Origin of the sequence: Georgenia sp. H159 (assembly GCF_035607575.1) — a bacterium.
Lineage (GTDB): Bacteria > Actinomycetota > Actinomycetes > Actinomycetales > Actinomycetaceae > Oceanitalea.
Map to the genome: position 1 here is coordinate 808700 of NZ_JAYDZY010000001.1, position 25956 is coordinate 834655.

Annotated in this window: 27 protein-coding genes; 17 read left to right on the plus strand and 10 right to left on the minus strand. The window is 70.4% G+C overall.

What is annotated here, in order from left to right; genetic code table 11:
• The first annotated feature begins 25 nt into the window (after window positions 1-25).
• A complete protein-coding gene (locus VR894_RS03715) occupies window positions 26-640 on the plus strand; it encodes a dihydrofolate reductase family protein (protein WP_324649963.1) in 615 nt (204 codons plus the stop codon).
• A 66-nt stretch (window positions 641-706) separates the two neighbouring features.
• Here VR894_RS03715 and VR894_RS03720 read toward each other — a convergent pair whose 3' ends face one another.
• Entirely contained in the window at window positions 707-1378 is a 672-nt protein-coding gene (locus VR894_RS03720) for a GntR family transcriptional regulator (RefSeq protein ID WP_324649964.1), read from the minus strand.
• A gap of 157 nt (window positions 1379-1535) precedes the next feature.
• Here VR894_RS03720 and VR894_RS03725 point away from each other — a divergent pair, with 157 nt between their 5' ends.
• On the plus strand, window positions 1536-3005 hold the full coding sequence (locus VR894_RS03725) for an NAD-dependent succinate-semialdehyde dehydrogenase (protein ID WP_324649965.1): 1470 nt from the start codon (window positions 1536-1538) through the stop codon (window positions 3003-3005).
• Between the two features lie 149 nt (window positions 3006-3154).
• On the opposite strand, the gene VR894_RS03730 is transcribed toward VR894_RS03725, so the two are convergent.
• The 3 genes from VR894_RS03730 to VR894_RS03740 all read right to left on the minus strand — a co-directional run bounded on the left by VR894_RS03730 (window position 3155) and on the right by VR894_RS03740 (window position 5624).
• Entirely contained in the window at window positions 3155-3706 is a 552-nt protein-coding gene (locus VR894_RS03730; RefSeq protein WP_324649966.1) for a hypothetical protein, read from the minus strand.
• Window positions 3707-3822: 116 nt separating this feature from the next.
• Window positions 3823-4479, minus strand: coding sequence for a response regulator transcription factor (locus VR894_RS03735; protein ID WP_324650056.1), 657 nt, complete (start codon window positions 4477-4479; stop codon window positions 3823-3825).
• Window positions 4467-5624 carry a sensor histidine kinase gene (locus VR894_RS03740; RefSeq protein ID WP_324649968.1) on the minus strand — a complete coding sequence of 386 codons (1158 nt, stop codon included), beginning with the start codon at window positions 5622-5624 and terminating at the stop codon, window positions 4467-4469. The genes VR894_RS03735 and VR894_RS03740 overlap by 13 nt, the downstream gene beginning before the upstream one ends.
• Window positions 5625-5773: 149 nt before the next feature.
• Between VR894_RS03740 and VR894_RS03745 the strand changes: the two genes are divergently transcribed.
• The 6 genes from VR894_RS03745 (at window position 5774) to VR894_RS03770 (ending at window position 10207) form a co-directional block, all read left to right on the plus strand.
• Window positions 5774-6217 carry a DUF6069 family protein gene (locus tag VR894_RS03745; RefSeq protein ID WP_324649969.1) on the plus strand — a complete coding sequence of 148 codons (444 nt, stop codon included), beginning with the start codon at window positions 5774-5776 and terminating at the stop codon, window positions 6215-6217.
• Between the two features lie 168 nt (window positions 6218-6385).
• Window positions 6386-7102, plus strand: a complete 717-nt coding sequence (locus tag VR894_RS03750) for a response regulator transcription factor (RefSeq protein ID WP_324649970.1) — start codon at window positions 6386-6388, stop codon at window positions 7100-7102.
• Window positions 7099-8229 carry a HAMP domain-containing sensor histidine kinase gene (locus VR894_RS03755; RefSeq protein WP_324649971.1) on the plus strand — a complete coding sequence of 377 codons (1131 nt, stop codon included), beginning with the start codon at window positions 7099-7101 and terminating at the stop codon, window positions 8227-8229. The genes VR894_RS03750 and VR894_RS03755 overlap by 4 nt, the downstream gene beginning before the upstream one ends.
• 129 nt (window positions 8230-8358) lie before the next feature.
• A complete protein-coding gene (locus VR894_RS03760; protein WP_324649972.1) occupies window positions 8359-8649 on the plus strand; it encodes a glutaredoxin in 291 nt (96 codons plus the stop codon).
• Window positions 8649-9587: a cytochrome c biogenesis CcdA family protein gene (locus tag VR894_RS03765; RefSeq protein ID WP_324649973.1), complete on the plus strand. Its 939-nt coding sequence runs from the start codon at window positions 8649-8651 to the stop codon at window positions 9585-9587. Before VR894_RS03760 ends, VR894_RS03765 begins: the two co-directional genes overlap by 1 nt.
• Complete coding sequence (locus VR894_RS03770) at window positions 9584-10207, plus strand: peroxiredoxin family protein (protein ID WP_324649974.1); 624 nt, start codon at window positions 9584-9586, stop codon at window positions 10205-10207. Before VR894_RS03765 ends, VR894_RS03770 begins: the two co-directional genes overlap by 4 nt.
• A 96-nt stretch (window positions 10208-10303) precedes the next feature.
• Here VR894_RS03770 and VR894_RS03775 read toward each other — a convergent pair whose 3' ends face one another.
• The gene (locus VR894_RS03775; protein ID WP_324649975.1) at window positions 10304-10930 is read right to left on the minus strand and encodes a DUF305 domain-containing protein; all 627 of its coding nucleotides are present in this window, start codon (window positions 10928-10930) and stop codon (window positions 10304-10306) included.
• A gap of 242 nt (window positions 10931-11172) precedes the next feature.
• On the opposite strand from VR894_RS03775, the gene VR894_RS03780 reads away from it, so the two are divergent.
• Window positions 11173-11817, plus strand: coding sequence for a dihydrofolate reductase family protein (locus VR894_RS03780; protein ID WP_324649976.1), 645 nt, complete (start codon window positions 11173-11175; stop codon window positions 11815-11817).
• 371 nt (window positions 11818-12188) lie between these two features.
• On the opposite strand, the gene VR894_RS03785 is transcribed toward VR894_RS03780, so the two are convergent.
• From VR894_RS03785 to VR894_RS03800, 4 genes are all read right to left on the minus strand, one after another.
• Entirely contained in the window at window positions 12189-12578 is a 390-nt protein-coding gene (locus tag VR894_RS03785) for a DUF6262 family protein (protein WP_324649977.1), read from the minus strand.
• Window positions 12578-14053, minus strand: coding sequence for a site-specific integrase (locus VR894_RS03790; protein ID WP_324649978.1), 1476 nt, complete (start codon window positions 14051-14053; stop codon window positions 12578-12580). Before VR894_RS03790 ends, VR894_RS03785 begins: the two co-directional genes overlap by 1 nt.
• Window positions 14050-15228, minus strand: a complete 1179-nt coding sequence (locus VR894_RS03795) for a site-specific integrase (RefSeq protein WP_324649980.1) — start codon at window positions 15226-15228, stop codon at window positions 14050-14052. Before VR894_RS03795 ends, VR894_RS03790 begins: the two co-directional genes overlap by 4 nt.
• A gap of 364 nt (window positions 15229-15592) precedes the next feature.
• The gene (locus VR894_RS03800) at window positions 15593-17692 is read right to left on the minus strand and encodes a HEAT repeat domain-containing protein (RefSeq protein WP_324649981.1); all 2100 of its coding nucleotides are present in this window, start codon (window positions 17690-17692) and stop codon (window positions 15593-15595) included.
• Window positions 17693-17747: 55 nt separating this feature from the next.
• On the opposite strand from VR894_RS03800, the gene VR894_RS03805 reads away from it, so the two are divergent.
• The 8 genes from VR894_RS03805 to VR894_RS03840 all read left to right on the plus strand — a co-directional run bounded on the left by VR894_RS03805 (window position 17748) and on the right by VR894_RS03840 (window position 24178).
• Window positions 17748-18524 (plus strand): MerR family transcriptional regulator, encoded by a 777-nt coding sequence (locus VR894_RS03805; RefSeq protein ID WP_185951642.1) that lies wholly within the window; start codon window positions 17748-17750, stop codon window positions 18522-18524.
• A 324-nt stretch (window positions 18525-18848) separates the two neighbouring features.
• Window positions 18849-19169, plus strand: a complete 321-nt coding sequence (locus VR894_RS03810; protein WP_324649982.1) for a Crp/Fnr family transcriptional regulator — start codon at window positions 18849-18851, stop codon at window positions 19167-19169.
• 131 nt (window positions 19170-19300) lie between these two features.
• The gene (locus tag VR894_RS03815; protein WP_324649983.1) at window positions 19301-19540 is read left to right on the plus strand and encodes a heavy-metal-associated domain-containing protein; all 240 of its coding nucleotides are present in this window, start codon (window positions 19301-19303) and stop codon (window positions 19538-19540) included.
• Between the two features lie 35 nt (window positions 19541-19575).
• A complete protein-coding gene (locus VR894_RS03820; protein WP_324650057.1) occupies window positions 19576-19809 on the plus strand; it encodes a heavy metal-associated domain-containing protein in 234 nt (77 codons plus the stop codon).
• 200 nt (window positions 19810-20009) lie between these two features.
• Window positions 20010-20429: a hypothetical protein gene (locus tag VR894_RS03825; RefSeq protein WP_324649984.1), complete on the plus strand. Its 420-nt coding sequence runs from the start codon at window positions 20010-20012 to the stop codon at window positions 20427-20429.
• A gap of 281 nt (window positions 20430-20710) precedes the next feature.
• Window positions 20711-22648 (plus strand): heavy metal translocating P-type ATPase, encoded by a 1938-nt coding sequence (locus tag VR894_RS03830; RefSeq protein WP_154795781.1) that lies wholly within the window; start codon window positions 20711-20713, stop codon window positions 22646-22648.
• Window positions 22649-22744: 96 nt separating this feature from the next.
• Entirely contained in the window at window positions 22745-23176 is a 432-nt protein-coding gene (locus tag VR894_RS03835; RefSeq protein ID WP_154795780.1) for a cupin domain-containing protein, read from the plus strand.
• A gap of 87 nt (window positions 23177-23263) precedes the next feature.
• Window positions 23264-24178 (plus strand): NADP-dependent oxidoreductase, encoded by a 915-nt coding sequence (locus VR894_RS03840; RefSeq protein WP_324649985.1) that lies wholly within the window; start codon window positions 23264-23266, stop codon window positions 24176-24178.
• Window positions 24179-24391: 213 nt separating this feature from the next.
• Here VR894_RS03840 and VR894_RS03845 read toward each other — a convergent pair whose 3' ends face one another.
• Window positions 24392-25852: a fumarylacetoacetate hydrolase family protein gene (locus VR894_RS03845; protein ID WP_324649986.1), complete on the minus strand. Its 1461-nt coding sequence runs from the start codon at window positions 25850-25852 to the stop codon at window positions 24392-24394.
• Between the last annotated feature and the right edge of the window lie 104 nt (window positions 25853-25956).

Sequence of the window (25956 nt, forward strand, 5' to 3'; positions counted from 1 at the left end):
GACACCAGGCAAGGAGAGTGCACACGTGAGTTCCGTGGTGGTGCAGGCGTTCACGACCCTCGACGGCGTCGTCCAGGCGGGCGGCGGCCCGGCCGAGGATCCCGAGGGCGACTTCGGGCACGCCGGCTGGGCTGCCGACTACGACGCCGAGCACGGTGCCGATGAGATCAACGCGGTCGTCGCAGAGTGGGAGACCCGGACCGAGGCGCTGCTCCTGGGCCGCAAGACCTACGACATCTGGGCGGGCGCCTGGGGCGTGTGGGACGAGGGCGCCGGCGGCCTGGACGGGGAGCTGACCAGGCGCTACAACCGGGTCCCGAAGTACGTCGCGTCGCGCACGCTCACCGAGCTCCCCTGGCGCAACTCCCACCTCCTCGGTCCCGACGTGCCCGCTGACGTGCGGAGGCTCCGGGCACAGCGGGGCGGGGAGATCCGGGTGTGGGGGAGCACCGTCCTGATCAGGACGCTGGCCGAGCACGACCTCGTCGACGAGTACCGGTTGGCGGTCTATCCGCTCGTGCTCGGCACGGGCAAGAAGCTCTTCTCCGACGGTTTCCAGCCCTCGAGGTTCGCACTGGTGCAGACGCGTGCGTTGACGTCCGGGGTGGTGGTCAGCAGCTACCGGCGCACCGGTCGGTGACCGGTGACAGCGCGGCACGAGCGCGCACGTCCGCGGCGGTGCGGGGAGGACTCGCTGGAGGCCGGCTCAGGCCTCCGCCATCGCCGCCTCGCTGGCGAGGAACTCGTTCATCGTCCGCAGCTTGTGCGCCCGCGCCGCCTGCTCGATCTGGTCGGCCGAACCACCGTCGTTCATCAGCGCGAGCAGCGCGTCGTGCTCGGCGATCGACGTCGCGGGCCGGGAGGGGAGCCGGTTGAAGCTCGTGCGCCGGATCATCGACATCCGCTGCCACTCGCGGTGGACGAGGTCGAGCAGGTGGTCGTTGGGGCACGCGCCGCACAGGATGCGGTGGAACCGTTCGTTGAGTGCGGTGAAACGCACCGGGTCGAAGTCGCCCTGGTGCAGGGCGCGCATCTCGTCGTTGGTCGCCGCGGCCTCGGCCAGGTCGTTCGCGGACAGGTGGGGGACGGCCAGCGCCGTCGCGGCACCCTCGAGGTAGGCGAGGGTCTGCATCGCGTTGGCGTAGTCGCGCGCGTTGACCCCGGTGACCTCCGCTCCGACGTTCCGGGTGAACGTCACCAGGCCCTCGGCCTCCAGCCGCCGCACGGCCTCGCGCACCGGCACCGGGCTGACGTCGAGGTCACGGGCGATCTTGTCGAGCACGAGCCGATAGCCGGCGCCGTACCGTCCGGTGATGATCTGCTCGTGCAGGCGCCGGTAGACCATCTCCGACTTCGAGATGCGCGTGGCCTCGGTCATGGTCTCTTCTTCCTGTTGCGGCTCCGCTGGCGCTGACACACGGCACAATCGATCACGCGGCACGTCCTGGCGTCATCATATATGATCATCGCGCAATGCGGCTCGAAGCTGGACCACGGCGAGCCGCCGGCTCGACACCGATGACGAGGTTGCCACCATGACGACAGCGCAGACCACCCACCCGGTCCTGCAGACCACCCCCACCCAGCTGCTCATCGGTGGGCAGTGGCGCGACGCGTCGGGTGGGGGTGTCTTCGACGTCCATGACCCGGCCACGGGTGGGGTCATCGCGCGGGTCGCCGATGCCACGGAGCGGGACGGTGCGGCCGCGATGGACGCCGCTGCCGGTGCGCAGGAGTCCTGGGGTGCCACCCCGGCTCGTGAGCGCGCGGAGATCTTGCGCCGGGCCTGGGAGCTGAGCATCGAGCGTGCCGAGGATCTCGCTGCGCTCATGAGCCTGGAGATGGGAAAGCCGCTGGCCGAGGCGCGCGGTGAGGTCACCTACGGCTCGGAGTTCCTCCGCTGGTTCTCCGAGGAGGCCGCCCATGTCAACGGCCGCTACCAGACGGCGCCCGAGGGCACGTTGCGGATCCTGGCCACCAAGCGCCCGGTGGGGCCGTGCCTGTTCATCACGCCGTGGAACTTCCCGCTGGCGATGGCCACCCGCAAGATCGCCCCGGCGCTGGCCGCCGGGTGCACGGTGATCCTCAAGCCGGCGACGCTCACCCCGCTCACCGCGCTGGCCTTCGGGCAGATCCTCATCGACGCCGGCGTGCCCGAGGGAGTCGTCAGCATCGTCCCGACGTCCAAGGCGCGCCCGGTCACCGGCCCGCTCATCCAGGACCGCCGCCTGCGCAAGCTCTCGTTCACCGGTTCCACCGAGGTGGGCCGCGCGCTGCTCAAGGAGGCCGCCGACAACGTGCTGCGCACGTCGATGGAGCTGGGCGGCTGCGCCCCGTTCATCGTCTTCGAGGACGCCGACCTCGACGCCGCACTCCTGGGTGCCCGCCAGGCCAAGCTGCGGAACATGGGGGAGGCGTGCACCGCCGCCAACAGCTTCCTCGTCCACGAGTCGGTCGCCGAGGAGTTCTCCCGCCGGCTGGCCGAGGAGTTCTCCGGCCTCCGGCTCGGCCACGGCCTGCAGGAGGGCACCGACATCGGCCCGCTCGTCTCCGCCGACCAGCGCGCCACCGTCCACGAGCTCGTCACCGCCGCGTGCGACCGCGGTGCGCGGGTCCTTACCGGCGGCCGGCCCGCGGAGGGCCCGGGCTTCTTCTACGCCCCCACCGTGCTGACGGACGTCGCGACCGACAGCCCGATCATGACGAACGAGATCTTCGGCCCCGTCGCGCCGGTCGCCACGTTCTCCACCGAGGAGGAGGCACTGGCCGCGGCCAACGCCAGCGAGGTCGGCCTGGCCGGGTACGTCTTCACCAGGGACATGTCCCGCATCCTGCGCCTCGCGGACAGGCTCGAGGTCGGCATGATCGGCGTCAACACCGGCCTGATCTCCAACGCCGCCGCCCCGTTCGGCGGGGTCAAGCACTCCGGCCTGGGCCGCGAGGGCGGCGTCGAGGGCATCGAGGAGTTCCTCGAGACGGTGTACGTGGGCATCCCGGTCGACTGACGGGGGAGAGGGGCTGCGCGTGCCGGGACGTCAGACTGACTCGCCAGGCGAGTCATCCTGACGTCCCGGCAACGCGATGTCCCCCGCAGCGCCGACGACGACGGCGGACCAGCCGGTCGCCGTCGTCGTCCGGTACCAGCCCGGTCGCCTCAGGAGACGAGGTCGGCGAGCTCCCGGAAGAACTGGCCGATGCCCGTCGCCCCGTTCCACGGCAGGTCACCGTCGCCGGCGACCTCCACGATCCGGCGCGGCAGCTCCATGGCCTGCGTGTCGGCCAGCGCGAGGAGCGTCGCCGCGCTCTGCTGCGCGGTCGGCCGGGCAGCGTCGTCGACGGCGGTGCCGGTCGACACGAGCCGCAGCAGCCGGAGGGTGACCGGCTCGCCGAGGATCCAGTAGCGCGGGTCGTACGGGGTGCGCACGTCGTGGTGAGCGAGGTGGTCGGCGAAGTCCGCCAGGTAGAACGCGAGCCCGCTGACCGTGTCCCCGGCGCGGTGGCGGCGAGGGCTCTGCGGGAGGATGCGGATGCACAGCGGGAAGTCCGCCAGCGCGCGCAAGGTCGTCGCGACCTGGCGAGGAGTGGGGGCGGCCTGGTCGCCCAGGAGGTGTCGGGCGACGTCGTCGTGGTGCAGCGCCGAGAGGAGGCGCTCGGCGTGGTCCTGGGTGGCGACGTGGGTCTCGTGGAGGATGGGCGCTGCGGTCACGGTGGGGCTCCGGGGAGAGTGGGGGTTACACCCCATATATACGCTCGCCGGGCCCGCCGGATAAGGGGTCCAAAGGCCCCGTTCCGTGCGATGTTGGACACACCTCCGTACGGCTACTAGACCAGCCCCGCGTCGTGCGCCAGAAGCGCGACCTGGGTGCGGTTCCCGACGTCGAGCGCGGCGAGCACGTGGGAGACCTGAGCCTTGACGGTGGCGACCGACACGTGGAGCTCCGCGGCGATCTCCGCGTTGGTCCGCCCGCGGCCGATGGCGGCGACGACGTCCCGTTCCCGGTTGGTCAACGAGGCGAGACGGGACCGGGCGCCGTCGGCCACGTCGGCGCGGTCGACGGCGTGCTCCACCAGGCGCCGGGTGACCGCCGAGGACAGCGTCGCCTCCCCGGCCGCGGCCCGGCGCACCGCCTCGGCGATCCGCGGTGGCGGGGTGTCCTTGAGGAGGTAGCCCGAGGCGCCGGCGCGCAGCGCCCCGAGGATCTCCTCGTCGGTGTCGAACGTCGTGAGAACCAGCACCTCGGGCGCGCCGGGGCGGGCGCGGAGCCGGGCGGTGGCCGTGACGCCGTCGACCCGCGGCATGCGCAGGTCCATGAGCACGACGTCGACGGGGTGGCGGTCCAGCACCGCGGGCACCTCCGCACCGTCCGCGGCCTCGGCGACGACGGCGATGCCCTCCGCGCCGTCGAGCATCATCACGAGGGCGGACCGGACCAGCGCGTCGTCGTCGACGACGAGGACCCGGATGCTCACGGCGGCCATGGTAGCCACGCGGACAGGCGGAACTCGGCGCCGTCGGGGCCGTGCTCGAGGCGACCGCCCACGATCCGCACCCGCTCCGTGAGCCCGACCAGCCCAGTGCCGGACCCGGGGATGCCGGTCCGCACCGGCCGCAGGGGGTTGGTCACGGTGACCTCGACGCCGGCCCCGGGCCGGCCGCCGACCCGCACCCGCACGGGCTCGGTCGGCGCGTGCTTGCGGGCGTTCGTCAGGCCTTCCTGGACGAGGCGGTAGACCGTGCGACCGACCATCCCGGGCGGGTCGCCGTCGAGCTCCACGACGACGTCGACGTCGCCACCCGCCGCTCGTGCCTCAGCGACGAGGCCGTCCAGCTGGCCGAGGTCCGGCGACGGAGGTGGCACGCCGTCCGCGGCCGGATCGTCGCGCAGCACGCCGACGACGTCGCGTACCTCCTCGAGTGCCTGGTGGACGCCTGCCCGCACCACCCCCGCGGCCTGCGCCAACCGCTCGGGCGACGCGTCCGGCCGGTACTCGAGCGCGCCCGCGTAGGTGGCGAGGAGGGAGAGCCGGTGCGCGAGGACGTCGTGCATCTCGCGCGCGATCCGCGTCCGCTCGGCCGCGACCGCCTCGGCGACCTGCCGGTCGCGGTCCGCCTCGGCGTTCCTGGCCCGCTCGGCCAGCCCGACGAGCAGCGCGCCACGGGCCTGGGCCAGTGCCCCCGCGGCGAGCAGCGCGGCGTGGGCCACGAGCACGAGCACCGTCCACCACCCGAACGACAGCCCGTGCACCGGACGCCACAGCCCACTCACCACGTGCGCCGCGAAACCGACGACGGCGACGACGGCGGCCGTGGGGAGGCGACGGGTGCGGCCGACGACGTAGGTCCCGGCAGTCGACGGCGGGGTGGCTGTCGGTGCGACGGCGGCCAGTGCGGCGAGGACGACGGCGGCGGCCACAGGGCGCCGGAACAGGAACGGGACGAGCGCCACGGCGGCCAGGCCGACCGCGACGTCGAGGGCAAGCGGCGGCGTCGTGGTGCCCGGTGAGTTGTGCTCACCGACCAGCGTCCACGCGCTCAGCACGGCCATCGCCCCCATGGTGGCGCCGACCGTCCAGCCCGAGAGACGCCACCTCCGCATGAGCACGGTGCGCGGGTCGGCCGACATCCCACCGAGCGTACGGAGGCCACGGTCGGGGCGGAACCGCCGAAGGTCGATCCGTCAGGTCCGGGTGGCTAGCACCCGTGGCCGGGCGGCCGATGACGGCGGGGCCGAGCCGACGGGAGCGTGGTGACACCCGACCAGGAGGAGGAACCATGACCACCACAGCCAGCACCGCACCGTCCACCGCCCCGCGCGTCCGTGCCCGTCCGCAACGGGCCGCAGCCGTCGGCGGCGCCGTCGCGGCCGGTCTCGCGACCTGGGTCGTCGCCGTCCCCGTGCTGGGCGTCGAGCTGACGGCCCGGAGCGGGGGCGGGGAGCTCGTCGTCGGGCCGCCGTCCGTCGTGCTCGCGGGACTCGTCGCCGGCCTCGGCGGCTGGGGTCTGCTGGCGCTGCTCGAACGGTTCGCCGGGCGGCCGCGCGTCGCGTGGACCGTCACCGCCGTCACCGTGCTCGTGCTCTCGCTCGCCGGGCCGCTCGCCCAGGCGACCACGGTCTCCGCGGCGGCCGTCCTCGTCGCCATGCACATCGCCGTCGGCACGGTCGTGGTCGTGGTGCTCGGCCGGACCGCACGGAAGGGGGCGGGGCGTATGGCCTAGCAGCACAGCGGTTCGCCGCGCCGCAGGACCGGGATGGCTACCCGTACCGGCGCCGCGGCCCGCGCGCACCCGAGGGAGGGGACGGAGGGGCCCCTCCCTCACGCGTGCCGTCGCGCAGGCGTGCAGCTACGTGCGTGAGGACGAACCGCTGTGCTCCACTATGGGGCGATGACCATCCCTTCTCCGCGAGACACCGCGCCCCGCGTCCTCGTCGTCGACGACGAGGCGCCGCTGGCACGGCTGGTCGCGAGCTACCTCGAGCGGGAGGGCTTCGCGGTCGAGGTGACGGGTGACGGCCAGGACGCGATCGAGCGGGCCAGGAGCTGGCGGCCCGGCGTCATCGTGCTCGACCTCGGTCTGCCGAACGTCGACGGCGTCGAGGTGTGCCGCACCGTGCGGACGTTCTCCGACTGCTACGTCATCATGCTCACCGCCCGCGTGGAGGAGGTCGACAAGATCGTCGGGCTCTCGGTGGGTGCGGACGACTACCTCACCAAGCCGTTCAGCCCGCGCGAGCTCGTGGCGCGGGTCCGCGCGATGCTGCGGCGCCCCCGCCAGGACCCCGATGGCAGCCATCAGCCCGGCGTGAGGTTCGGGCCGCTCACGGTCGACGTCGTCGGCCGGGACGTGACGCTCGACGGCGAGGCGGTCGAGCTCACCCGGACCGAGTTCGACGTGCTCGCCGCCCTGGCGGCCCGTCCGCACGTGGCGTTCTCGCGCCGCCAGCTCATCGAGGCGGTGTGGGGGCCCGGCTGGGTGGGGGACGAGCACCTCGTCGACGTCCACGTCGCGCACCTGCGCCGCAAGCTCGGCGACGACGCGTCCGCACCGCGGTTCATCCGAACGGTGCGCGGCGTGGGGTACCGGATGGGGCCGGGAAAGTGAGCGTCCGGGCCCGGCGCCGTCGAGGTCTCGGCGCCCGGCTGCTCGCGGCCATCGTCGCCGTGGTCCTCGTCGCCGGTGCGACCGCGTGGATCGTCGCCTCGGTGGTCGGACCGGCGATCTTCCACGACCACATCCTCATGGCCCAGCCCGCGACCTCGGACGTCGTCGCCCACGCCGAGGAGGCGTTCACCGCCGCGTGGACGCTGTCCCTGGCGCTCGCCCTGCTCGCCGGCCTGGCGACGTCGGTGGTCATGAGCGTCGTGCTCGCCCGACGCATCACGCGCCTGCTGCACCGGTTGCGGCAGGCGGCCACGAGGGTCGCGAGCGGGGACTACGCGGCCCGCGTCCCCGAGGTCCACATGGGCTCGGAGTTCGACGACCTCGCCGGCGCGTTCAACACCATGGCCGCCGAGCTCGGCGAGATCGAGGGGGCACGCACCCGCATGCTCGCTGACCTCGCCCACGAGATGCGCACCCCCGTGGCCACCCTGGACGGTTACCTCGAGGGCATGTCCGACGGCGTGGTGCGGGCGGACGAGCGGACCGTGGGGATGCTCCGGGAGCAGGTCGGTCGGCTGGCGCGCCTGGCGGAGGACATCGGGCTCGTGACCGCGGCCGGCGAGGGCCGGCTGAGCATGCACCTCCGGCCGGTACGGGTGGGGGAGGTCCTCGACGGCGCGCTCGCCGAGGCCGGCAGCAGGTTCGCCGACACGGGCGTCGACCTCCGGCTCGTCGCACCGGGCCAGGTGCGGCGAGCCGTGCTGACCGCGGACCGCGACCGTCTCGGGCAGGTGCTGACGAACCTCCTCGACAACGCGCTGCGGCACACCCCGCGCGGCGGTCGGGTGGAGGTGGGTGCGCACCTGGAGCAGGACAGGGTCTACCTGCGGGTCGAGGACACCGGTTCCGGGATCGCCCAGGAGCACCTCACGCACGTCTTCGAACGCTTCTACCGGGCCGACGCCGCGCGGGACCGTGCGCACGGCGGCTCCGGGATCGGTCTGGCCATCGTCCGGTCCATCGTCCACGCGCACGGCGGCACCGTCACGGCGGCGAGCCCCGGCGTCGGCGAAGGAGCCGTCTTCACCGTCGTGCTGCCGGTCTCCCAGGAGCGGGACCCGGCCTGACCGGCCCGTTCCCCTCCCGCTCGCCGGCGGCACGAACCTTCATCGTTTCTTCAGCGAAGGGTGATCGTTCGGCCGGGTGGGGCGGCCGATGCTCTGGGTGGTGACCAGACACCGGACCGGGAGAAGAACGTGACCACACAGAGCACCACGACCGTCGTGACCGTCGTCCAGGCGCCGGCCTGCCACTTCTGCGAGGATGCGGCGCAGGTGCTCGCGGACCTCGCCGGACGGTTCGCCCTGGAGGTGCGGACGCTCGGGCGCGACACCATCGAGGGACGGCGTCTCATCATCCGCCACCGGGCCACCATGGCCCCGCTCGTCCTCGTGGACGGCGAGTACTTCAGCAGCGGACGCCTCCACCGGCGTCGCCTCGAGAAGCTCCTCCACCTCCGCGCGGCACCGGCCATGGTCGGTCACTGATGGGCAACGAGCTGCTCACCACCGGCAGCGTCCTGGCGGCCTTCTTCGCCGGTGGGGTCGCGCTGTTCGCGCCCTGCTGCATCGTCTTCCTCGCGCCGAGCTACCTGGCCGGTGCGGTGAAGAACCGCCGGTGGCGGATCCTGCCCCTGACCTTCGTCTTCGCCGCCGGCCTGGCACTTGTCCTGGTGCCGATCACGCTGGGCGTCAGCATGGTCTCGGGAGCGGTCAACCAGTACCACGGCGTGCTGTACTGGGCCGGAGGGCTGCTCATGATCGCCCTCGCGGGGCTCTCGCTGTCGGGGACGATGTGGTCCCTGCCGCGGTTCCTGCGGGCGCCCGACACCATGCGCGGTGACAGCGGCAGCTTCTTCGCCCTGGGGGTGTTCTCCGGCGTCGCGTCCAGCTGCTGCGCCCCGGTCCTCGCCGGGGTCATGACCCTGTCCGTGCTCTCCGGCTCCGCCGTCGGCGGTGTCGCGCTGGGGCTCGCCTACGTCTTCGGGATGGTCTTCCCCCTGTTCGTCATGGCCCTCGTGTGGGACAGGGCGCGACTGGGCGAACGACGGCTCTTCCGCGCCAGGCTCGTCAAGGTCCGGCTCGGCTCGCGGACCCTGGTGACCAACACCGTCAACGTCGCTGTCGCCGTCGCGTTCGCGGTCATGGGCGTGTGGGTCATCACCCTCGCCGGGAGCCCCGACATGACCGGAGGCACACAGGTCCAGACGGCGGTGGGGGACTGGCTGGCGACGACCCTCGGCCGGCTCCAGGGCTGGCTCAGCCCCGTGCCCGAGCCGGCGCTGGGCGTGGGCCTGCTCGCCCTGGCCGCCGTGTTCGTCGTCGGGACGCTGCGTGACCGCCGCGTGCCCGACGGGGCACCGGAGGCCGCCGACGCGCCGCAGGCCTGCCACGACACGCACGAGACGGATGGAGCAGCCCGATGACCACGGTCCAGGTCAGCGCCAAGGAAGCAGTCCGCCAGAAGCACGCGGCGGAGAAGGCCGAGGCGGAAGCCGCCGCACGCCGGGCACGCCGCCACCGGTCCGTCGGAATCGCCGGCCTCCTCGTGGTGGTCGTCGCCGTGGCCTACGCGCTCCTCACCTCCGGGACGAGCAGCTCCGAGGACGTGCGGGTCGCACCGGACTTCACCCTGCCGACCACGGACGGTGGGTCGGTGACGCTGTCCGACCTGCGCGGCAGCCCGGTCATCCTCTACTTCAACGAGGGCGCCGGCTGCGCGTCGTGCACCGTCCAGCAGGCCGCGATCGAGAAGGAGCCGGGCTTCGCGGACGCCGGGATCACCGTCCTGCCCATCGTCATGAACACCGCCGAGCAGATCCTGCCGGACATGCAGCGGTACGGGGCCACCACCCCCTACCTGCTCGACGACGGGACGGTGTCCGAGGCCTACGGCACCCTGGACACCGGCATGCACGCGGGCCTGCCCGGCCACGGGTTCGTCCTCATCGACGCGGACGGCAGGCAGCTCTGGCAGGGCGCCTACCCCTCGATGTGGCTCGAGCCGAAGGAGCTGCTCGACGAGGCGCTCTCCCGGCTGGGGTGATCGGGCGGGGCCGCGGACCGGGCGGGCCGCGGCCGCGGCAGGGCGGCGGAGGGGGCGGTCGGCGGGTGGACGACGGTCCACCCGCCGGCCTCCGCGTCACTGGCCCTCGAGCAGCCCCTCCATCTCCGCGATCTCCGCCTCCTGGTCCGCGATGATCTTCTCGGCGAGCTCGAGCGCCTCGGCGTTCTCGCCGGCGTCGAGCTCGCTCTGCGCCATCTCCACGGCACCGCGGTGGTGCGCGATCATGAGCTCGAGGAAGGTCCGGTCGAAGTCGGAGCCGGACTGGGCGCCCAGGTGCTCCATCGCCTCCTCCTGGCTCATCCCGTCCATGTCCATGCCGCCGTGGTCCATCCCGCCGTGGTCCATCGGGGCCGTCTCCTCACCCCAGCCCTCCAGCCACGAGGTCATCTGCTCGATCTCCGGCCCCTGCGCCGCTGAGATGCGCTCGGCGAGGGCGCGCACCTCGTCGGTCTCCGCCATCTCGACGGCAGCGTCCGCCATCTCGATCGCTCCCTCGTGGTGGACGATCATCATCTGGGCGAACTGGGTGTCGGCGTCGTTGTGCGCCCCCTCGGCCTGTGCCGCAGGGGTGGTCGTGCTCTCGGTGGTCATCGTCTCGCCCGGCTGGGGAGGCGGCGTGTCCTCGGCGTCGCCGCACGCCGCGAGCGTCAGCGCGAGGACGAGGCCACCACCTACGGCCGTGAGTCGGGTCTTGAGCGTCATGGCGTGTCTCCAAGGTGGGTGTGCTGTGTGATCGGCGATGGCGCCGGTGGACACGTGGAGAGTAGGCACCCCGGCTGCGTGAGGCCGGGCGGGAGGGGTGCCCGGGGGGAATCTTCATCGACTCTTCATGGGGCCGCCGTCAGGGCCCGGCACCTCGCTCCGTGCCGGTGGACCGGCCGATGAGTTCTGCCGCGGTCGCCGGTCCATAGGCAGGTCAGTCACGAACCCGAAAGGACCAACCCATGAGGCTCACCGTCCACACCTTCGTCACGCTCGACGGCGTCATGCAGGGCCCCGGCGGCCCAGACGAGGACACCACGGGCGGGTTCGACCGTGGAGGCTGGGTCGTCCCGTTCGCCGACGAGGTGTTCGGCCGCATCGTCGACGGCTGGTTCGAGCGGACGACCGAGCTGCTCTACGGCCGCACCACCTACGAGGTCATGGCCGCGTACTGGCCCGAGGTCACCGACCCGGAGGACGCCGTCGCCGCCACCCTCAACGCCTGCCCCAAGCACATCGTCTCCACCACGCTCACCGACCCGCAGTGGCACAACACCGCCAGCATCATCGCCCACGACGTCGTCCCCGCCGTCCGCGCCCTCAAGGACAAGCCCGGGGACGAGCTCCAGGTCCACGGCTCGTGGCAGCTGGTCCAGACTCTGCACAACGCCGGGCTGGTCGACGAGTACCGGGTGATCGAGTTCCCGGTCGTCGTCGGCACCGGCAAGCGGCTCTTCCACGAGGGCGCCGCGCCGAGCGGCTTCGAGGTCGTCGAGACAGAGGTGACCGGCACGGGCGCGGTGTACCGGGTACTGCGCCCGACGCCGTTCACGGCCGGCACCCACACCGTGGAGGAGGGCCGCGACACCGCCCGTGTCAGTGCCTGATGAGAACCTTCCGGCCCCGGCTACTCATCGAGGGGAGGGATAGACCAACCTTCGCTTCGCGTCTCGGTCCGGACACCTAGACCTGACGACCCAGCTCCCGGCGAGCGATGGCCTCCTCGCCGGGAGCTGGCCCATGTCCGGCCCCGACGGACAGGGTGGCGCAAGCCACACAAATGGCGTGGGCCGAGAACCGCGAACCGTCAAGCATCCTGAAGAGGGCGACGAGCCCTCGTCGTCGCTGTAGCGGAATCGTTCGTTATCTGGAGTCTGGTCAGACGTGGCCGTGACGTCCAGCACAAGACTCAGCGGATCGGAGGTCTTCCTTGTGGACGTGGTTATCTGGGGTCGTCCTTCAAGCTGCTCGGCCCCAGTCACCGCTCCGGGTTCGACGCCCGTAGTCGCCCGAGGGCGTGTTCCAGTTGTTTCCGGAGTCGCTGGTTCTCGGCGGTGAGGTCGCGGGCGCGCGCGTTGGCAACTTCGAGGCGGCGTATCAGGGATGCATCGGTGGAACGTTGAGACGCGGGCAGTGGTGCGCCGACGGCACCCTGCTGGAGGCCGCGGAGCCGGCGGACCTCGGCGCAGATGTCGTCCTGGGTGTAGAGCCAGGACCGCGAGACGTGTGCCTTCTGCGCGACGATCTGGAAGGTGACTGCTCCTCCCTCGCGGTCGAGGTCGCGAAGAGCCTGGGTGGCTTTGGCACGGGCGGTCTCGTGGCGCCGCTGGGCGGCGGCGATCAAGTGGTGGCTGTTATCGGCATGCATCAGGTACTTGCCTCGTCGTCCTGGTCGTCCTCCAACGAGGTGATGATCTGATCGAGGTTTCCCAGGACCTGCTGGTTCATCTCGATCAGTCGTTGCTGGCCGCGGGCTTCGGCAGCGGTGATGATCTGCACGACCTGTTGACGATGCTGGCGGTGCTCGGGCAGGAACTCGGAGGTGGTGATGAACATTGGGCAGCTCAGGCACGCGTTCGCGTGCGGGCAGGATTGCTGGACCGGCAGTCCGCAGAAGCCGTTGGGCAGGGCCTGGGTGGCCCGCCCGACGCGCTGCTTGGCCCAGGCCGCCTCGGCCAAGGGGCCGTCCGGGTCGAGGGTGACGGTCTCGCCCTTGATGTTGACCTTCCGTGCAGCTTCCCAGTGCCGGCGGATCGTGGTGTCACTGAGCCGGGCATAGTGGGCGGTCATGACGTGGGAGTCGTGGTCGAGAATCCGCCGGACCACTTCTTGGGGGACGTCTCGGTTGATCAGTCTCGTACCCAGGGTGTGCCGGAAACTGTGCGGGACGACGCGAACGGGCTGGCCGTGCTCATCACGGACGTCGCAGCGCTTGAGCCAGCTGTGCAGCGCCTTGCGGTAGACCCCGTCCCCGACCGACTCGCGGCCGTCGTCGTTGTCCGTGACTCGCGGGAAGAGCACCGGCTCCCCGCCCGGCCACCGCTCGTGCACACGGCGACGCTGCGCAGTGATGGCTTCGGCGAGGTCGGCGTCGATGGGCACCAGGGCTTCGCGTTTCATCTTGTGGTTGAGGTAGCGCAGGTAGGGCGCTCCCTCGCCGTCGTAGACGATGCAGTCGGTCGGCAGACGGACGGTGTCGGTGATGCGCAGCCCGCAGCCCATCAGGATCAGCGTGATCAGCTCATAGGCGGCGTTGTTCCACTTGGCGAGGTTGTCCGGGTTCTCCAGCTGAGCCATCACGGTTTCGCTCAGCGCGCGCGGTTGCCGGATGGCCTCCTTGGGGAAGTCCTCGCTGAAGAACATCACCGTCGAAGGCAGGGAATCGTCCCAGCCGTGCTGCCGGATGGTGGTGAAGAACAGGTTCAGCTGGCCGATCAACATGCGGTGCTTCACGGTGCCCGAGAACCGGGCGTGCAGGTGCGCGAGGTAGCGCTCCAGCAGGTCCCGGTCCAGGTCTGCCAGCCCCTGGACGGAGGGTGCCACGTCCGCGAGGAACTGCCCGAAGTGCGCGATCGCCCGCGTGCCCGAGGAGACGCTGACCACCCCGAGGCCCGTGGCCAGGCGCCAGCGGGCCCAGCGTTGGGCCAAGGCTTTGAGCCAGGGCTGCGGGATGTCCTCGAAGGTGATCCGGGCCAGCCGTCTGTCCTTGATGCCAAGTTCACGCAGCCGCCAGACGTCCTTGCCGTACTCAGCATCCCAGCTGTTGGTCTGAAGGGACGTTCGGCGCCGCTCACGCCCGGCCCTTGATGGCTGTTCGGGCGCCAGCGGGCTCGGCGCACTCACAGTCGCACCTCTCGGCCGGTGAACCAACCCGCTTCCTCCAGCGCCTTGCGAGCGTCCTCGGCGCTCAGGTGCCCGTAGACGGCGGCGGTGGTGGTGATGTCGGCGTGGCCGAGGAGCTTGGAGACCACCTCGATCGGCACACCGTCGCGCAGCATCCGGGTCGCGGCGGTGTGGCGGTACCAGTGCGGGTCGAAGTCGATCCCGGTGCGCCGCCGCAGACGCTTGACCAGGTCGTAGACGGCCGTGTAGGTCAGCGGGTGACCGTGGGGTCGGCCCCAGAGGTTGACGAAGACGTAGTCGGAGTCTAGATCGTCGTACTCCAGGTGAAGGTAGTCGGCGTAGAGCCGGACCAGCTCCGCGCTGACCGGCACCGTCCGCGGTGCGCATGACTTGGAGCGGGCACCGTTGTCATTGACCCGGCGCTGGACCGTGATCTGGGACTCGGCAGCGGCAATGTCCTCATGCCGCAGCCCCAGCGCCTCACCGATCCGCATCCCGGTGTCGAACAGCACCGCGAACAAGAACCGGTCCCGCAGATGGTCACAGGCATCGAGGATCGTCTGCACCTCGGCGGCGGAGAGCACGCGCGGGAGCTTGCTCTGCGCGCTCAGCACGATGGCCCGCCGAGCCTGCGGTTTGCCCTTGCTGATGTGGTGCAAGAACGGCTTCCACCCCGAGCCACGACCTCCGGCCGGCTGCCACGTCCTGAGCAACTCCCCGAGGTCGACGCCGTGGCGCGCCGCGTGCTGGTAGAAAGCGCTGAGCGCGGAGAGTTTCCGGTTGACCGTGGACTCAGTGCAGTGATGCTCCACCGACGGCAGGATCGGGACCGTCCCGTCGCGCAGCTGCGGCGGTCGGCGTAGCCAGGCGACGAACTCGGCGACGTTCTCCAATCGCACCTCACGCCAGTCCAGGTTCTGGGCACCGAGGAACACGAACCAGTCCTTCAGGTCGTGGGCGTAGGCTTTGACCGTGTTCGGAGACCGCTCGATCTGAGTCAAGTACGCGAGGTACCGCTCGATCGGAGTCACCGGGGCACCGTAACCGTCCAGCACCGTCCATGACTCCACGGCATCGACCGGCGATAGCACCCGCTGGACAAATAGGTCTCTCATGTGACGCTGGAAACGCTCCGCTGGCCTCGCTTCGCTGCGCCACGGATGTGGCGGGAGCATGCGCGGCGATTGTTGGCGTTGCTGGCGTCCAGGAACGGGCGGCCACAGTGACTGATGCTGCACGCCTTGACCCGGTGCCATCCTCCGAACTGGACGAGGAGATAGAGGAGGTGGCGAATCTCCTCGTCTGCGAGGGGTTCGTTCCAGCCGGTGCGCCATCCACGGGTGGGCGTCGTGGGACAGCGCGCGAGGTCATTCCATAGGAGCTCCAGAGCTGTTACACCGTCGGGCAGCAACGTGATGTAGCGCCGGAGGATGCCTGGACTCTTTTCAGCGTGCGTTGCGAGGATTGCTGCCAGACGCGTGATCTCGCCGGTGCGAGCGTCGAGGCCCCTGCCCGCCCGTCCTGGACGTGGTGGCGTGGTCATCTCGTGCGTTCCGTTCTGGACTGCGCGCGGTTCGCGATGGCACGGAGTCGCGGATCGTCCGCCTCAGTGTGGCGGGAGAGGACCACCTGAGCTGTCGGAGTGCGCAGTTCGTACAGGGCCATGGCCGCCGAGAGGCGAACCTCTTCGTCGGTGTCCTGCAGCGCCTGGGCCAGGGCATCGGTGGCACCTTCGGCACCCGTGCCGATGAAGCCGAGGACTTCGGCGGCGTGGCGCCGCACTGGTGCCTCGTCGCTGGTCAGTGACGTGACGAGGAATGGCACAGCCGTTCCGCCGAAGGATGCGAGGTCGCGGGTGAGTCCGTTTTGACTGGTGCTGTCGCCGGTTCCCAGATGCGCTGCCAGGGTCGGGATGGCTCGGGGGTCGCCGATGCGGGTGAGTGCCCACCTGGCCTTGGCCGCCACGCCGGGGTCGTCGTCGGTTACCAGCGGCACGATGGTGTTTGTGGTCGCTGGGTCCGCGATCTTGCTGAGGACGTGCAGCGCTTGCACGCGCGAAGCAGTATCGGCCCCGGCCAGGGCGTCCAGCAGAAGGGGTGTGGCTGCCTCCGCGACGCGGGTGACCGCCCAAGAGAGCGTGTCGCGGACGAAGAAGTCCTGCTCGGACCACAACCGTGCCACAAGCACCGGAGCGGCAGCAGGGTCGGCCAACGTGCCGAGGTCGAGGGCCGCGGTCTGACGCACATCCCGGTCGGGGTTCGTGAGCCCGTGGAGAGCATCGTCGACCTGTGGGTTGCCGGTGGGCTCAATCGGCTCGCCCAGGCCTGCGGCAGCGGCGAACTCTGGCCACATCTCCGTGATGGCCGCAAGGATCTTCGCCTGGGAGTCGGACAGCCACGTGATGGTCGCGGACTCACTGGGGCCGCCTTCGTAGCCCGCGAGGTCCACGGCGCGTCCCTCGACCCATGTCCGGCGCACGCGGGCGGTGTCAGCGATGACGTCGAGGGGATTGCCGTCCACGAGCACGAGGTCTGCCCTCTTGCCTGGGCTCAGGGTTCCGCGGTCGTGCAGGCCGAATAGGCGCGCCGGCACGGAGGTTGCGGCGCGCAAGGCGTCGGCGGGACCGAGGCCGGCTGCTGTAGCCAGGTGGTGAATCTCCCGGTGGAGGCTGGCGCCGTAGATCAGGCCGGGGTTCGGGACGTCCGTTCCGGCGAGGATCGCACAGCCGCGCCGTGCCAGTTCACGGACGTTGGTAGAGGCCGCACCCAGGTTCGGTCCGGTGGGTGGCATCCACCGCCGGGCTTGGGTGTCGAGCATCTCGCGCCAGGCCGGTGTCAGCTGGGTATCGAGCGGGACGTCCTCGCGCAGCGGCATGATCCCTGCGCGCACGGGGAAGCCGTCCGAGATCGTCAAGGTCGCGATGACAGCGAGGCCGGCCGTGGCCACCTCGTCCAGCTGCGTCTGGCTCATGGGGACGAACGGCACGTGCGCGAGCATGTCCACCCCGCACCGGGCGACCAGTGCTGCTCCCTCGCCCGTCGAGACGTGAGCGACGACCGGCAGCCCGGCGGTATGCGCGCTCTGGACAAGGGCGAGGATCGTCGCCTCGTCTAGGGCCGGGATGTCCAGCATCGCCCCAGACCCGTCGTCGTAGATTACCTTCAGGTGCGTTGCGCCCTCGGCCACCCGGCCAGCCACGAAGGGCTCTGCATCGCCCGGGCCCGTGACATAGGGAAAGGGCGAGTACGCCATTGTGGGGTGTCCTCCCGGGGCGGTTGCGCCGATGCTCGAGGTCACGAAGTCCGCGCGCGCAGGTCCGTCGCCGCGGCGAGAGGTGAGCACCGCCGTGCGTTCAGCCGCGATGAGGTCCGGCTTGGAGAACTGGTCGACGAGAGTCGTCACGCCGAACTGAGCGGCGAGCACGGTGCACTCCGGCGCCAGATGCACGTGCGCGTCAATGAGACCGGGCAGCAGCGTCCCGCCCTCGCCGTCGATGACCACATCTCCCGCTCGAATGATCTCCTGCTCGCCGACCGCGTCGACCAGACCCCGATCAACACGCACGTGCGTTCCAGTAAGAACTGCCGTCCCATCGAAGATGCGGTCTGCCTTGATGACGAAGGGTTGTGCTGCACTCATACAGGCGACGTTAGAAGTTGCCGTAGCGAGAGGGTCAAGCCGCTACCGTTGGGTTGTGCAGTACTCGATCAGCCAAGTCGCCAAGATGGCCGGCGTCTCAGCCCGGACCCTGCGGCACTACGACGAGATCGGTCTGCTCGCCCCGGCAGCGGTTTCCTCCAACGGCTACCGCTGGTACGGCCGGAGCCAGCTGCGCCGGTTACAGCGCATCTTGCTGCTGCGCGATCTCGACGTCTCGCTTCCGCAGATCAACGCCATTCTCGCGGGAGATGACGGCGAAGCCTCCGCGCTGCGTCGCCACCTGATGCTCGTTACCGCTGAGCGAGACCGCCTCGACCGGATCGCTGCCACGATCGTCCGTACCCTGGACGACCTCGAAGGCGAGGACCGCCTGCCTGATGAGGAGTTCTTCCGGGGACTGGACGAGGAACGAGCACAACTTGCCGCCACCCTTCAGGAACGATTCGGAGACGCTGCCGCCAGCACCCTGCAGATCGCGGCCGCTCGCACGGCACATTGGACCAGGAGCGACTACGACCAGGCAGCGGCCGACGGCCGGGAGCTCTACGGCCGCCTATCCCGCACACGTCAGTCCGGCGTCGACCCCGCCTCACCACAAGCGCTCGACATCGTTGCGGAGCACTACGAAGCCGTCCATGCCATGTGGCCCGTCGATCCCGCGGCCTACCACGCTCTCGCTGACCTGATCGAGAGCGACCCCCAGCAGCGAGGCGTCGTGGGGGCCGAAGATCGCCACCTTGCCCCATGGCTGGCAGCCGCCATCCGCGCCTACGCCATCCACCGCCTCGACTACCGTCGCCCCTCAGACTGAGACGGGACATTCGTGCGCTACTGGCGCCAGGCTTCTGGTGTGGACACGTCCAGGACATGAAGCGCCAGGCCAGACCCCGCTTCCCACCCGCGGACTCTAGATAACGAACGTTTGCGTACAGCAGACTGCCAGTGGTGCGCCGTGGCTGCCAAGAATGGAATGCGGCAATCAGAGCCGCACTGTCAACGTGATGCGGGACTCCATCCAGGGCTCCCGCCGCAGCTGACCGTGGAAGGCCGGCACGGGGATCCGATGGCAGCGGACTGGCATCGACGTAGCCCGTAGATGCCCGGGATAGGTGGGCGGCTTAGTGTGGCGCGGACAGTGCTAGACGACGTCACCGCGCTGCTAGCGCAAGCGCGTGCGGACGTAACCGCGCAGTCCACCGCCACCGTCGCCCAGCGGGTAGCGACCACGTTGTTGCGCCTGGCCGGGAAGTTCGGGCAGGACAGTGCCTGTGGTGGCACCTTGATCCAGCTGCCGCTGTCTCGCACCGACCTGGCCGGCATGGCCGGTTCGACACCGGAGTCCGTCTCCCGGGTGATGAGCCAGCTCCGCAAGGACGGCATCATCGACTCCGGACGCAGATGGACCGCCATCCTGGACCGCGGCCGTCTGCTCGCCACCGTGGCGGCCAGTGCCTGAGGGCCGAGGACTTGCTGATGTCTGTTGCGGTTGATTGACGTAGATCATGGTTCGGTTCCTGCCCCCGCCCGTAACGTCGTAGCCAGCACCCAAGAAGGGTGAGACCTCGTCAGAAATGGAAGGGACACACTATGAGCACCACCGCTCCCACCACCACCCACACCATCCTGCGCGCCGAGGGCTTCTCCTGCCCCTCCTGCGTGGCGAAGATCGAGAAGCGTGTCGGGCGCCTGGACGGCGTCAGCGCCGTGAAGGTCCAGTTCGCCTCCGCGCGCATCGAGGTCGACCACGACCCGGCGAAGGCCAGCGTCGAGGACCTGATCGCCGCCGTTGCCAAGGCCGGGTACGTCGCCAAGCCCGCCGCATTCTGACGCCCGCCGCGCCAAGGAGAAGGACAGTGAGCGTGATGGCGCAGGCGGCGCACCTGCAGTTGCGCCTGGGGGAGTTGTTCTGCCCCTCGTGCGCCACCGACATCAACCGGCACCTGAAGCGTCTTGCGGGTGTGCAAGCCGTGCACGTCGATCTCGGCTCCCGCCGGGTCGACGTCGACTACGACCCTCAACGCTTGGACGTCGAGGACATCCTGGTGACCGTCGGCGGTGCCGGCGTTACCGCAAGCGTTGTCTCGGAGGACAGGTAGAACCGCCTCCACTGGGACAAGCGGGGACGTCGACCCGTGCCCAGACCGCAAGCGAGAGCCCAAACTGGCCGGACGGCCCCCGCCGCCAATCGGTGCCCGAACCGGTCACGGGCTCCATCAATGAATCAGGGGGAGCCTGCCCGCTGCTTTGTGGAGTTCGAGCCGCTGGTATTCCCCCGTCCGAAACTCAGGAGGTCGCTATGATCGTCAAGCTTCACCATGTCCCGCCGCGCCTGGCGAGCGGGGCCTTCATCTTGAACACCGGAATCACGAAGCGGTCATTGGACCTCGAAGGGGCAACGGGGTTGCGGGACCAAGCCGCCAACGCGTTCCCGTTCTTGAAGAAGATGGACCCGGTCCGCTTCGGGAAGGCGTTGTCGACCTTCGAGATCGCTCTGGGCACGGCGCTGCTAGCCCCGGTGGTACCCACCCGGGTGGCCGCGGCCGGCCTGAGTGGTTTCTCGGCCGCATTGATGGCCGTGTACCTCAAGACGCCAGGCTTCACCCGTGATGACGGAATCCGTCCAGCGCCGGCTGGCATGGGGATTGCTCGGGACGTCTTCATGCTCGGTAGCGGTCTGGGCCTGATGGTGGAGGAACTGGCAACCAGGCGAACCTGACGGAGCCGTCCCGCCATGCGTATGACACCCGGCCCCACGGGTCCCGTGGAGTGGGGTGTGGTCATGGGCGCCCGCGGGCCAAGGCTACGTGGCTCGTCCGGCCGCATTCTGAGCCAGACCAGCTGAGCGTCGCGCCAGCACGCTGGAGCAGTCCCGGCGGCGGTACACGGACGGGTCTGCGGTTGATTGACGCCGGTCATGGTTGCCCGGTGCCGATCTTCGTAACGTCGTTGTCAGCACCTCGAACTGGGGTTGGACAGTTATAGGAAGGTCGAACAGCAATGAACAAGCTGCAGCAGTGGTGGTACGGCAGGTGGACGATCCCGGTCCTCTCGGGCACGTTGATCCTCATCTCCTTCTTTGTGGCCCGCGTCCTGGGGTCCGATGCCTGGAGCAACTCCTTCATGGTGGCCGCCGCCGTGGTCGCAGGTACCCCGATCGTGACCAAGGCCGCCCGCGCGCTGATGGCCCGGGTCATCGGCATCGACCTGCTGGTCTCCGTCGCCGCGATCGGTGCGGTCATCATCGGGGAGTACTGGGAGGCCGCCGCGGTGACCTTCCTCTTCGCCATCGGCCACGCCCTTGAGTCAGCCACACTCAACAAGACCCGCTCGGCGCTAGCCGAGCTGGTCGCCGTCGCCCCCGACGTCGCCGTGGTCATGCGTGACGGTGAGCAGGTCGAAGTCCCTGCCGCCTCGGTGGCCATGGGCGAGATCGTCCTGGTCAAGAACGGCGCCAAGGTCCCCGTCGACGGCGAGGTCGTCGCCGGCACCGGCGCCCTGGACGAGGCCTCCATCACCGGAGAGTCCATCCCCGTGGAGAAGTCCAAGGGCGACCACGTCTTCGCCGGCACCGTCGCCAAGGGCGGGTTTCTCCAGGTGCTGGCCACCGGAATCGGCGCCGACACCACCCTGGCCCGCATCATCCACCGCGTGGAGGACGCCCAGGACGCCAAGGCCAAGACCGCCCAGTTCATGGACCGGTTCTCCGCCTGGTACACCCCGGCCATCATGGTCCTGGCCCTCGTGGTGGGCCTGCTCACCGGTGACGTCGTCCTCGGGCTGACCCTGCTGGTTATCGGCTGCCCCGGCGCGCTGGTCATCTCCATCCCCGTCTCCATCGTCGCCGGCATCGGCCGGGCCGCCAAGGACGGCATCCTGATCAAGGGCGGGGAGTACCTGGAAACCTCCGGCAAGATCACCGCCGTCGCAGTCGACAAGACCGGCACCCTGACCAAAGGCCGCCCCCACCTGACCGACGTCGTCGTCCTGGACCCGACCATGGACCGCAGTCAGGTGCTGACCTGGGCCGCCCGGGCCGAGGCCGGCTCCGAACACCCCCTCGCCCGTCCCATCCTGGACGCCGCAGCCGCAGAGGGGGTGGCCACCCCGGGCCTGCCCGAGGTCACCGAGCCCGTGCCCGGCAAGGGCATCACCGCCACCACCGGCGGACACCGGGTCCTGATCGGCAACCTGGCCCTGCTCGAGCAGTACGGCATCGCCGACACCGTCGGCGCCGGGCAGGTGGCTGATGAGCTCGCGGCCGCCGGGCGCACCGCGATGATCGTGGCGCTCGACGAGACGGTGGCCGGTGTGGTCGCCGTCGCCGATGAGGTGCGCGCCGACGCCGCGGAGATGGTCGCCCGCCTGCACGAGGCCGGGGTGAAGAAGGTGGTCATGCTCACCGGCGATGCCCCGCTCGTGGCCGACGCCGTCGGCCGGGCGATCGGGGTCGATGAGATCCGGGCGGGTCTGCTGCCCGAGGACAAGCTCGACGCGGTGGCCGACCTGCAGCGTCAGGGTCACGTCGTGGCCATGGTCGGTGACGGCGTCAACGACGCCCCGGCCCTGGCCACCGCCGATATCGGCGTAGCCATGGGTGCGGCCGGCTCGGCCGTGGCCGTAGAGACCGCCGACATCGCCCTCATGGGCGACAACCTGCTCAAGCTCCCCGAAGCGATCGGCCTGGCCCGGCGCACCGTGAACAACATGCGCCAGAACATCACCATCGCCCTGATCACCGTGGCCGTGCTGTTGGCCGGAGTGCTGCTCGGCGGAGTGACCATGTCCATCGGGATGCTCGTCCACGAAGCCTCGGTCCTGGTCGTGATCGTCAACGCCATGCGCTTGCTGCGCCGCCACCAGGACACCACCAGCACCACGGCGACACCTTCCGCGCCAGTTACCGCCGCACCGATCCCAGCTGCGGTCCGGTCCTGACCCTCTACCCCGGCCGGGACGCCTCATCCACCGTCCCGGCCAGGCGCGGATGTATCACCGCCGGGTAAGCCCGGCACAACCACAACAGGAGGAATCATGAGTAACGAAGAACACTTCACCATCGAGGGCAACGTCGAGCACTTCACCATCGCGCGGGTCGCCCAGGACAATCCCGACTTCCGCCGGGTGCTGTGGACCGGCCAGCACGCCCAGATCGTCATCATGACGATCCCCGCCGGTGGCGAGATCGGTGAGGAGGTCCACGAGCACACCGACCAGATCCTGACCTTCGTCAGCGGGGCCGGTCAGGCCGACCTCAACGGCCATACCCACCCGATCGAGGCCGGTGACCAGTGCGCCGTCCCCGCCGGCGCCCGGCACAACTTCCGCAACACCGGTGACGAGCCGCTCGTGCTCTACACCATCTACTCCCCGCCCGAGCACGCGGCCGACGGCGCCTACCCCACCAAGGAAGAAGCCGACGCCGCCGAGGCCGCTGGCCAGGACGAACCTCCCACCGCCGCCTGACCGGCCATCCCCGCGCAGCGAACTCAGCGGCTGTTGGCCGCACCTGTCTCACCCGCTTCGAACACACAGCAGAAGGAGAAGAACCCCATGTCCAAGGTGTACGTATTCACCGACTTCGGCGGCCCCGAGACCCAGGCACTCATCGACCGTCCAGCGCCGCAGCCCGGCCCCGGTGAGCTCGCCGTCCGGGTCCGCGCCGCCGGTGTCAACCCCGTCGACTACAAGACCCGCGCCGGCCGCTACCGTCGGGACCAGCCGTTGCCGGCCCCCATGGGTCAGGAGGTCTCCGGTGTCGTCACCGCCCTCGGTGAGGGAGTCGAAAGCTTCGCCGTGGGCGACGAGATCCTCGGCCCTGTGGTCCCGGACTACGGCGCCTTCGCCGAGGACACCCTCGTGCGCGCTACCGATGCCGTGGCCAAGCCGGACGAGATCGCCTTCGCCGACGCGGCCACCATCCCCGTCGCCGGGGCCACCGCCTACGACGCCACCCACCAGATCGAGCTCGAGCCCGGCCAGCAGCTCCTCATCCTCGGGGCCGGCGGCGGTGTCGGACTCATGGCCGCCCAGATCGGCAAGGTCCACCAGTTCACCGTCATCGGCATCGCCTCGCAGGCCAAGCGCGAGATCGTTCAAGCCACCGGAGCAACGTTCATCCCCTCCGGTGCAAATGTCGCCGACCAGGTGCGCCAGATCGCCCCCGAGGGGGTAGACCTGATCCTGGACCTCGTCGGTGGCGATGCCCTGCGTCAGGTCGCCGGACTCGTCACCGACCCGGCCAGGATCATCTCCGCCGCCGACCCCGACACCGTCACCGAGCTCGGCGGCAGTCCCCTGAAGCGCACCACCGAGGCACTGGAGAAGATCACCGGCGTCATCGAATACAACCTCGTCGACCCCAACGTCTCGGCCCTCTACCCGCTGGAGGACGCGGGCGAAGCCATTGCTGCGGTCGAGAGCGGCCACGCCACCGGCAAGATCGTCATCCAGCCTCACAACGCCTGACGCGGGTTGACCGGTTGCGTATGTGAAGCACCTGGGCCGGGCCCGGTAGCACCGCGAGCACCCTCGCCATCGGCGTCAGCTGACCCGGCCGCCACACAACTCCGATAGAACCCCGCCATATAACGACGCAAGCCACAACAGGGTGCAACAACTCCGCTCTCGGCGAGAGAGAGGGGGGTCTCGGCGAGAGACGGGGGGGGGCTCTCCCGCTGGTCAGCTGCGGCGGTCGGCTTGCCACGCCTCGTACTTCGCTCGCCACTGGGCGTTCATCGGGAAGAGGCCGTCGACGGACTCGCCCTTGCCGACCATCTCGAAGACGAAGGCGTCCTCCTCCTCGTGGGCCTCGGCGGCCTCGAGGACCTCGCGGACGAGAGCCGGCGGGATGACGATCGCACCGTCGTCGTCGGCGACGACGACGTCACCGGGCTGGACCGTGGCGCCGCCGCAGGAGATGGTCACGTCAGTCTCCCACGGCACGTGGCGGCGGCCGAGCACGGCGGGGTGCTTGCCGGAGGAGTAGACGGGCAGGCCGAGCTCGGCGACCGGGACGGCGTCGCGGACCGCGCCGTCGGTGATGATGCCCGCTGCGCCGCGGACCTGGGCACGCAGCGCGAGGATGTCCCCGAGGGTGCCGGCGGTGGAGTCGCCGCGGGCCTCCATGACGATGACGTCGCCCTCGGTGACCGACTCGACGGCCTGCTTCTGGGCGTTGAACCCACCGCCGTGCGCGGCGAAGAGGTCCTTGCGGTAGGGCACGTAGCGCAGCGTGCGGGCGGTGCCGACCATGCCGCGGCCAGGCACGAGCGGGCGCACGCCGTCGATGGAGACGGTGTCGAAGCCGCGCTTGCGCAGCTGGACCGACAGCGTGGCGACCGCGACCTTGGCCAGCCGCTCACGCAGCTCGGCGGTCAGCTCGAAGGGCTGCTCAGCAGGCTCGGGGGCATGGCCCCACGCGTCGGCGCGCTGCGCGTCGTCGACCTTGGGCGGGTTGCCCCACCCGGCCAGGGCGGGACCCTCGACGACGACGGTCTCCAGCCGTCCCGTCGTCACGGCGGGGTCGTCCAGGGCGGAGACCTCGACGGCGACCCGCTGGCCGGGCAGCGCGACGGACGCACCGGCCGGGGTGCCGGTGAGGATGACGTCGCCGCGCTCGAGGGTCATGACGCGGGAGAGGTCGGCGATGATGAGCGCGAAGGGGAAGAGCAGGCCCTCGGTGGTGTCGTCCTGGACGAGCTCGTCGTCGAGCCAGGTTCGGACGGCGAGGCGGGCCGGGTCGACGTCGGCGGCCGGGATGAGCCGCGGGCCGACCGGGGTGAAGCCGTCGCCGCCCTTGGAGCGGACGTTGGAGCCCTTGTCGGCGTAGCGCAGGTCGTGCAGGCCGAGGTCGTTGGCGGCCGTCACCCAGCCGACGTGCGACCACGCGTCGTCGGGGGAGACGTTGCGGGCGGGCGTGCCGATGACGACGGCGACCTCACCCTCGAACCCGAGCAGCTCGGTCCCGGCGGGGCGGGCGACGTCGCCCGAGCCGGTGAGGGAGGAGGAGGTCTTGAGGAAGTAGGAGGGGTGCTTCGGGGTGCGGCCGCGCTGGGCGGCGCGCGAGGCGTAGCTCAGGTGGACGGCGATGACCTTGCCCGGACGATGGCCCAGCTCGGTGGTGATCGGGTCGGAGGTCACGGCGTCCTTGCTCCTCAGCGTTGCGGGCGAAGTCGTATACGATCCCGAGTCTGTCCGGGCGGTCCTCCGGTGTCAAGGCTGTCCGCTTCGAGCCAGCGCCTCGA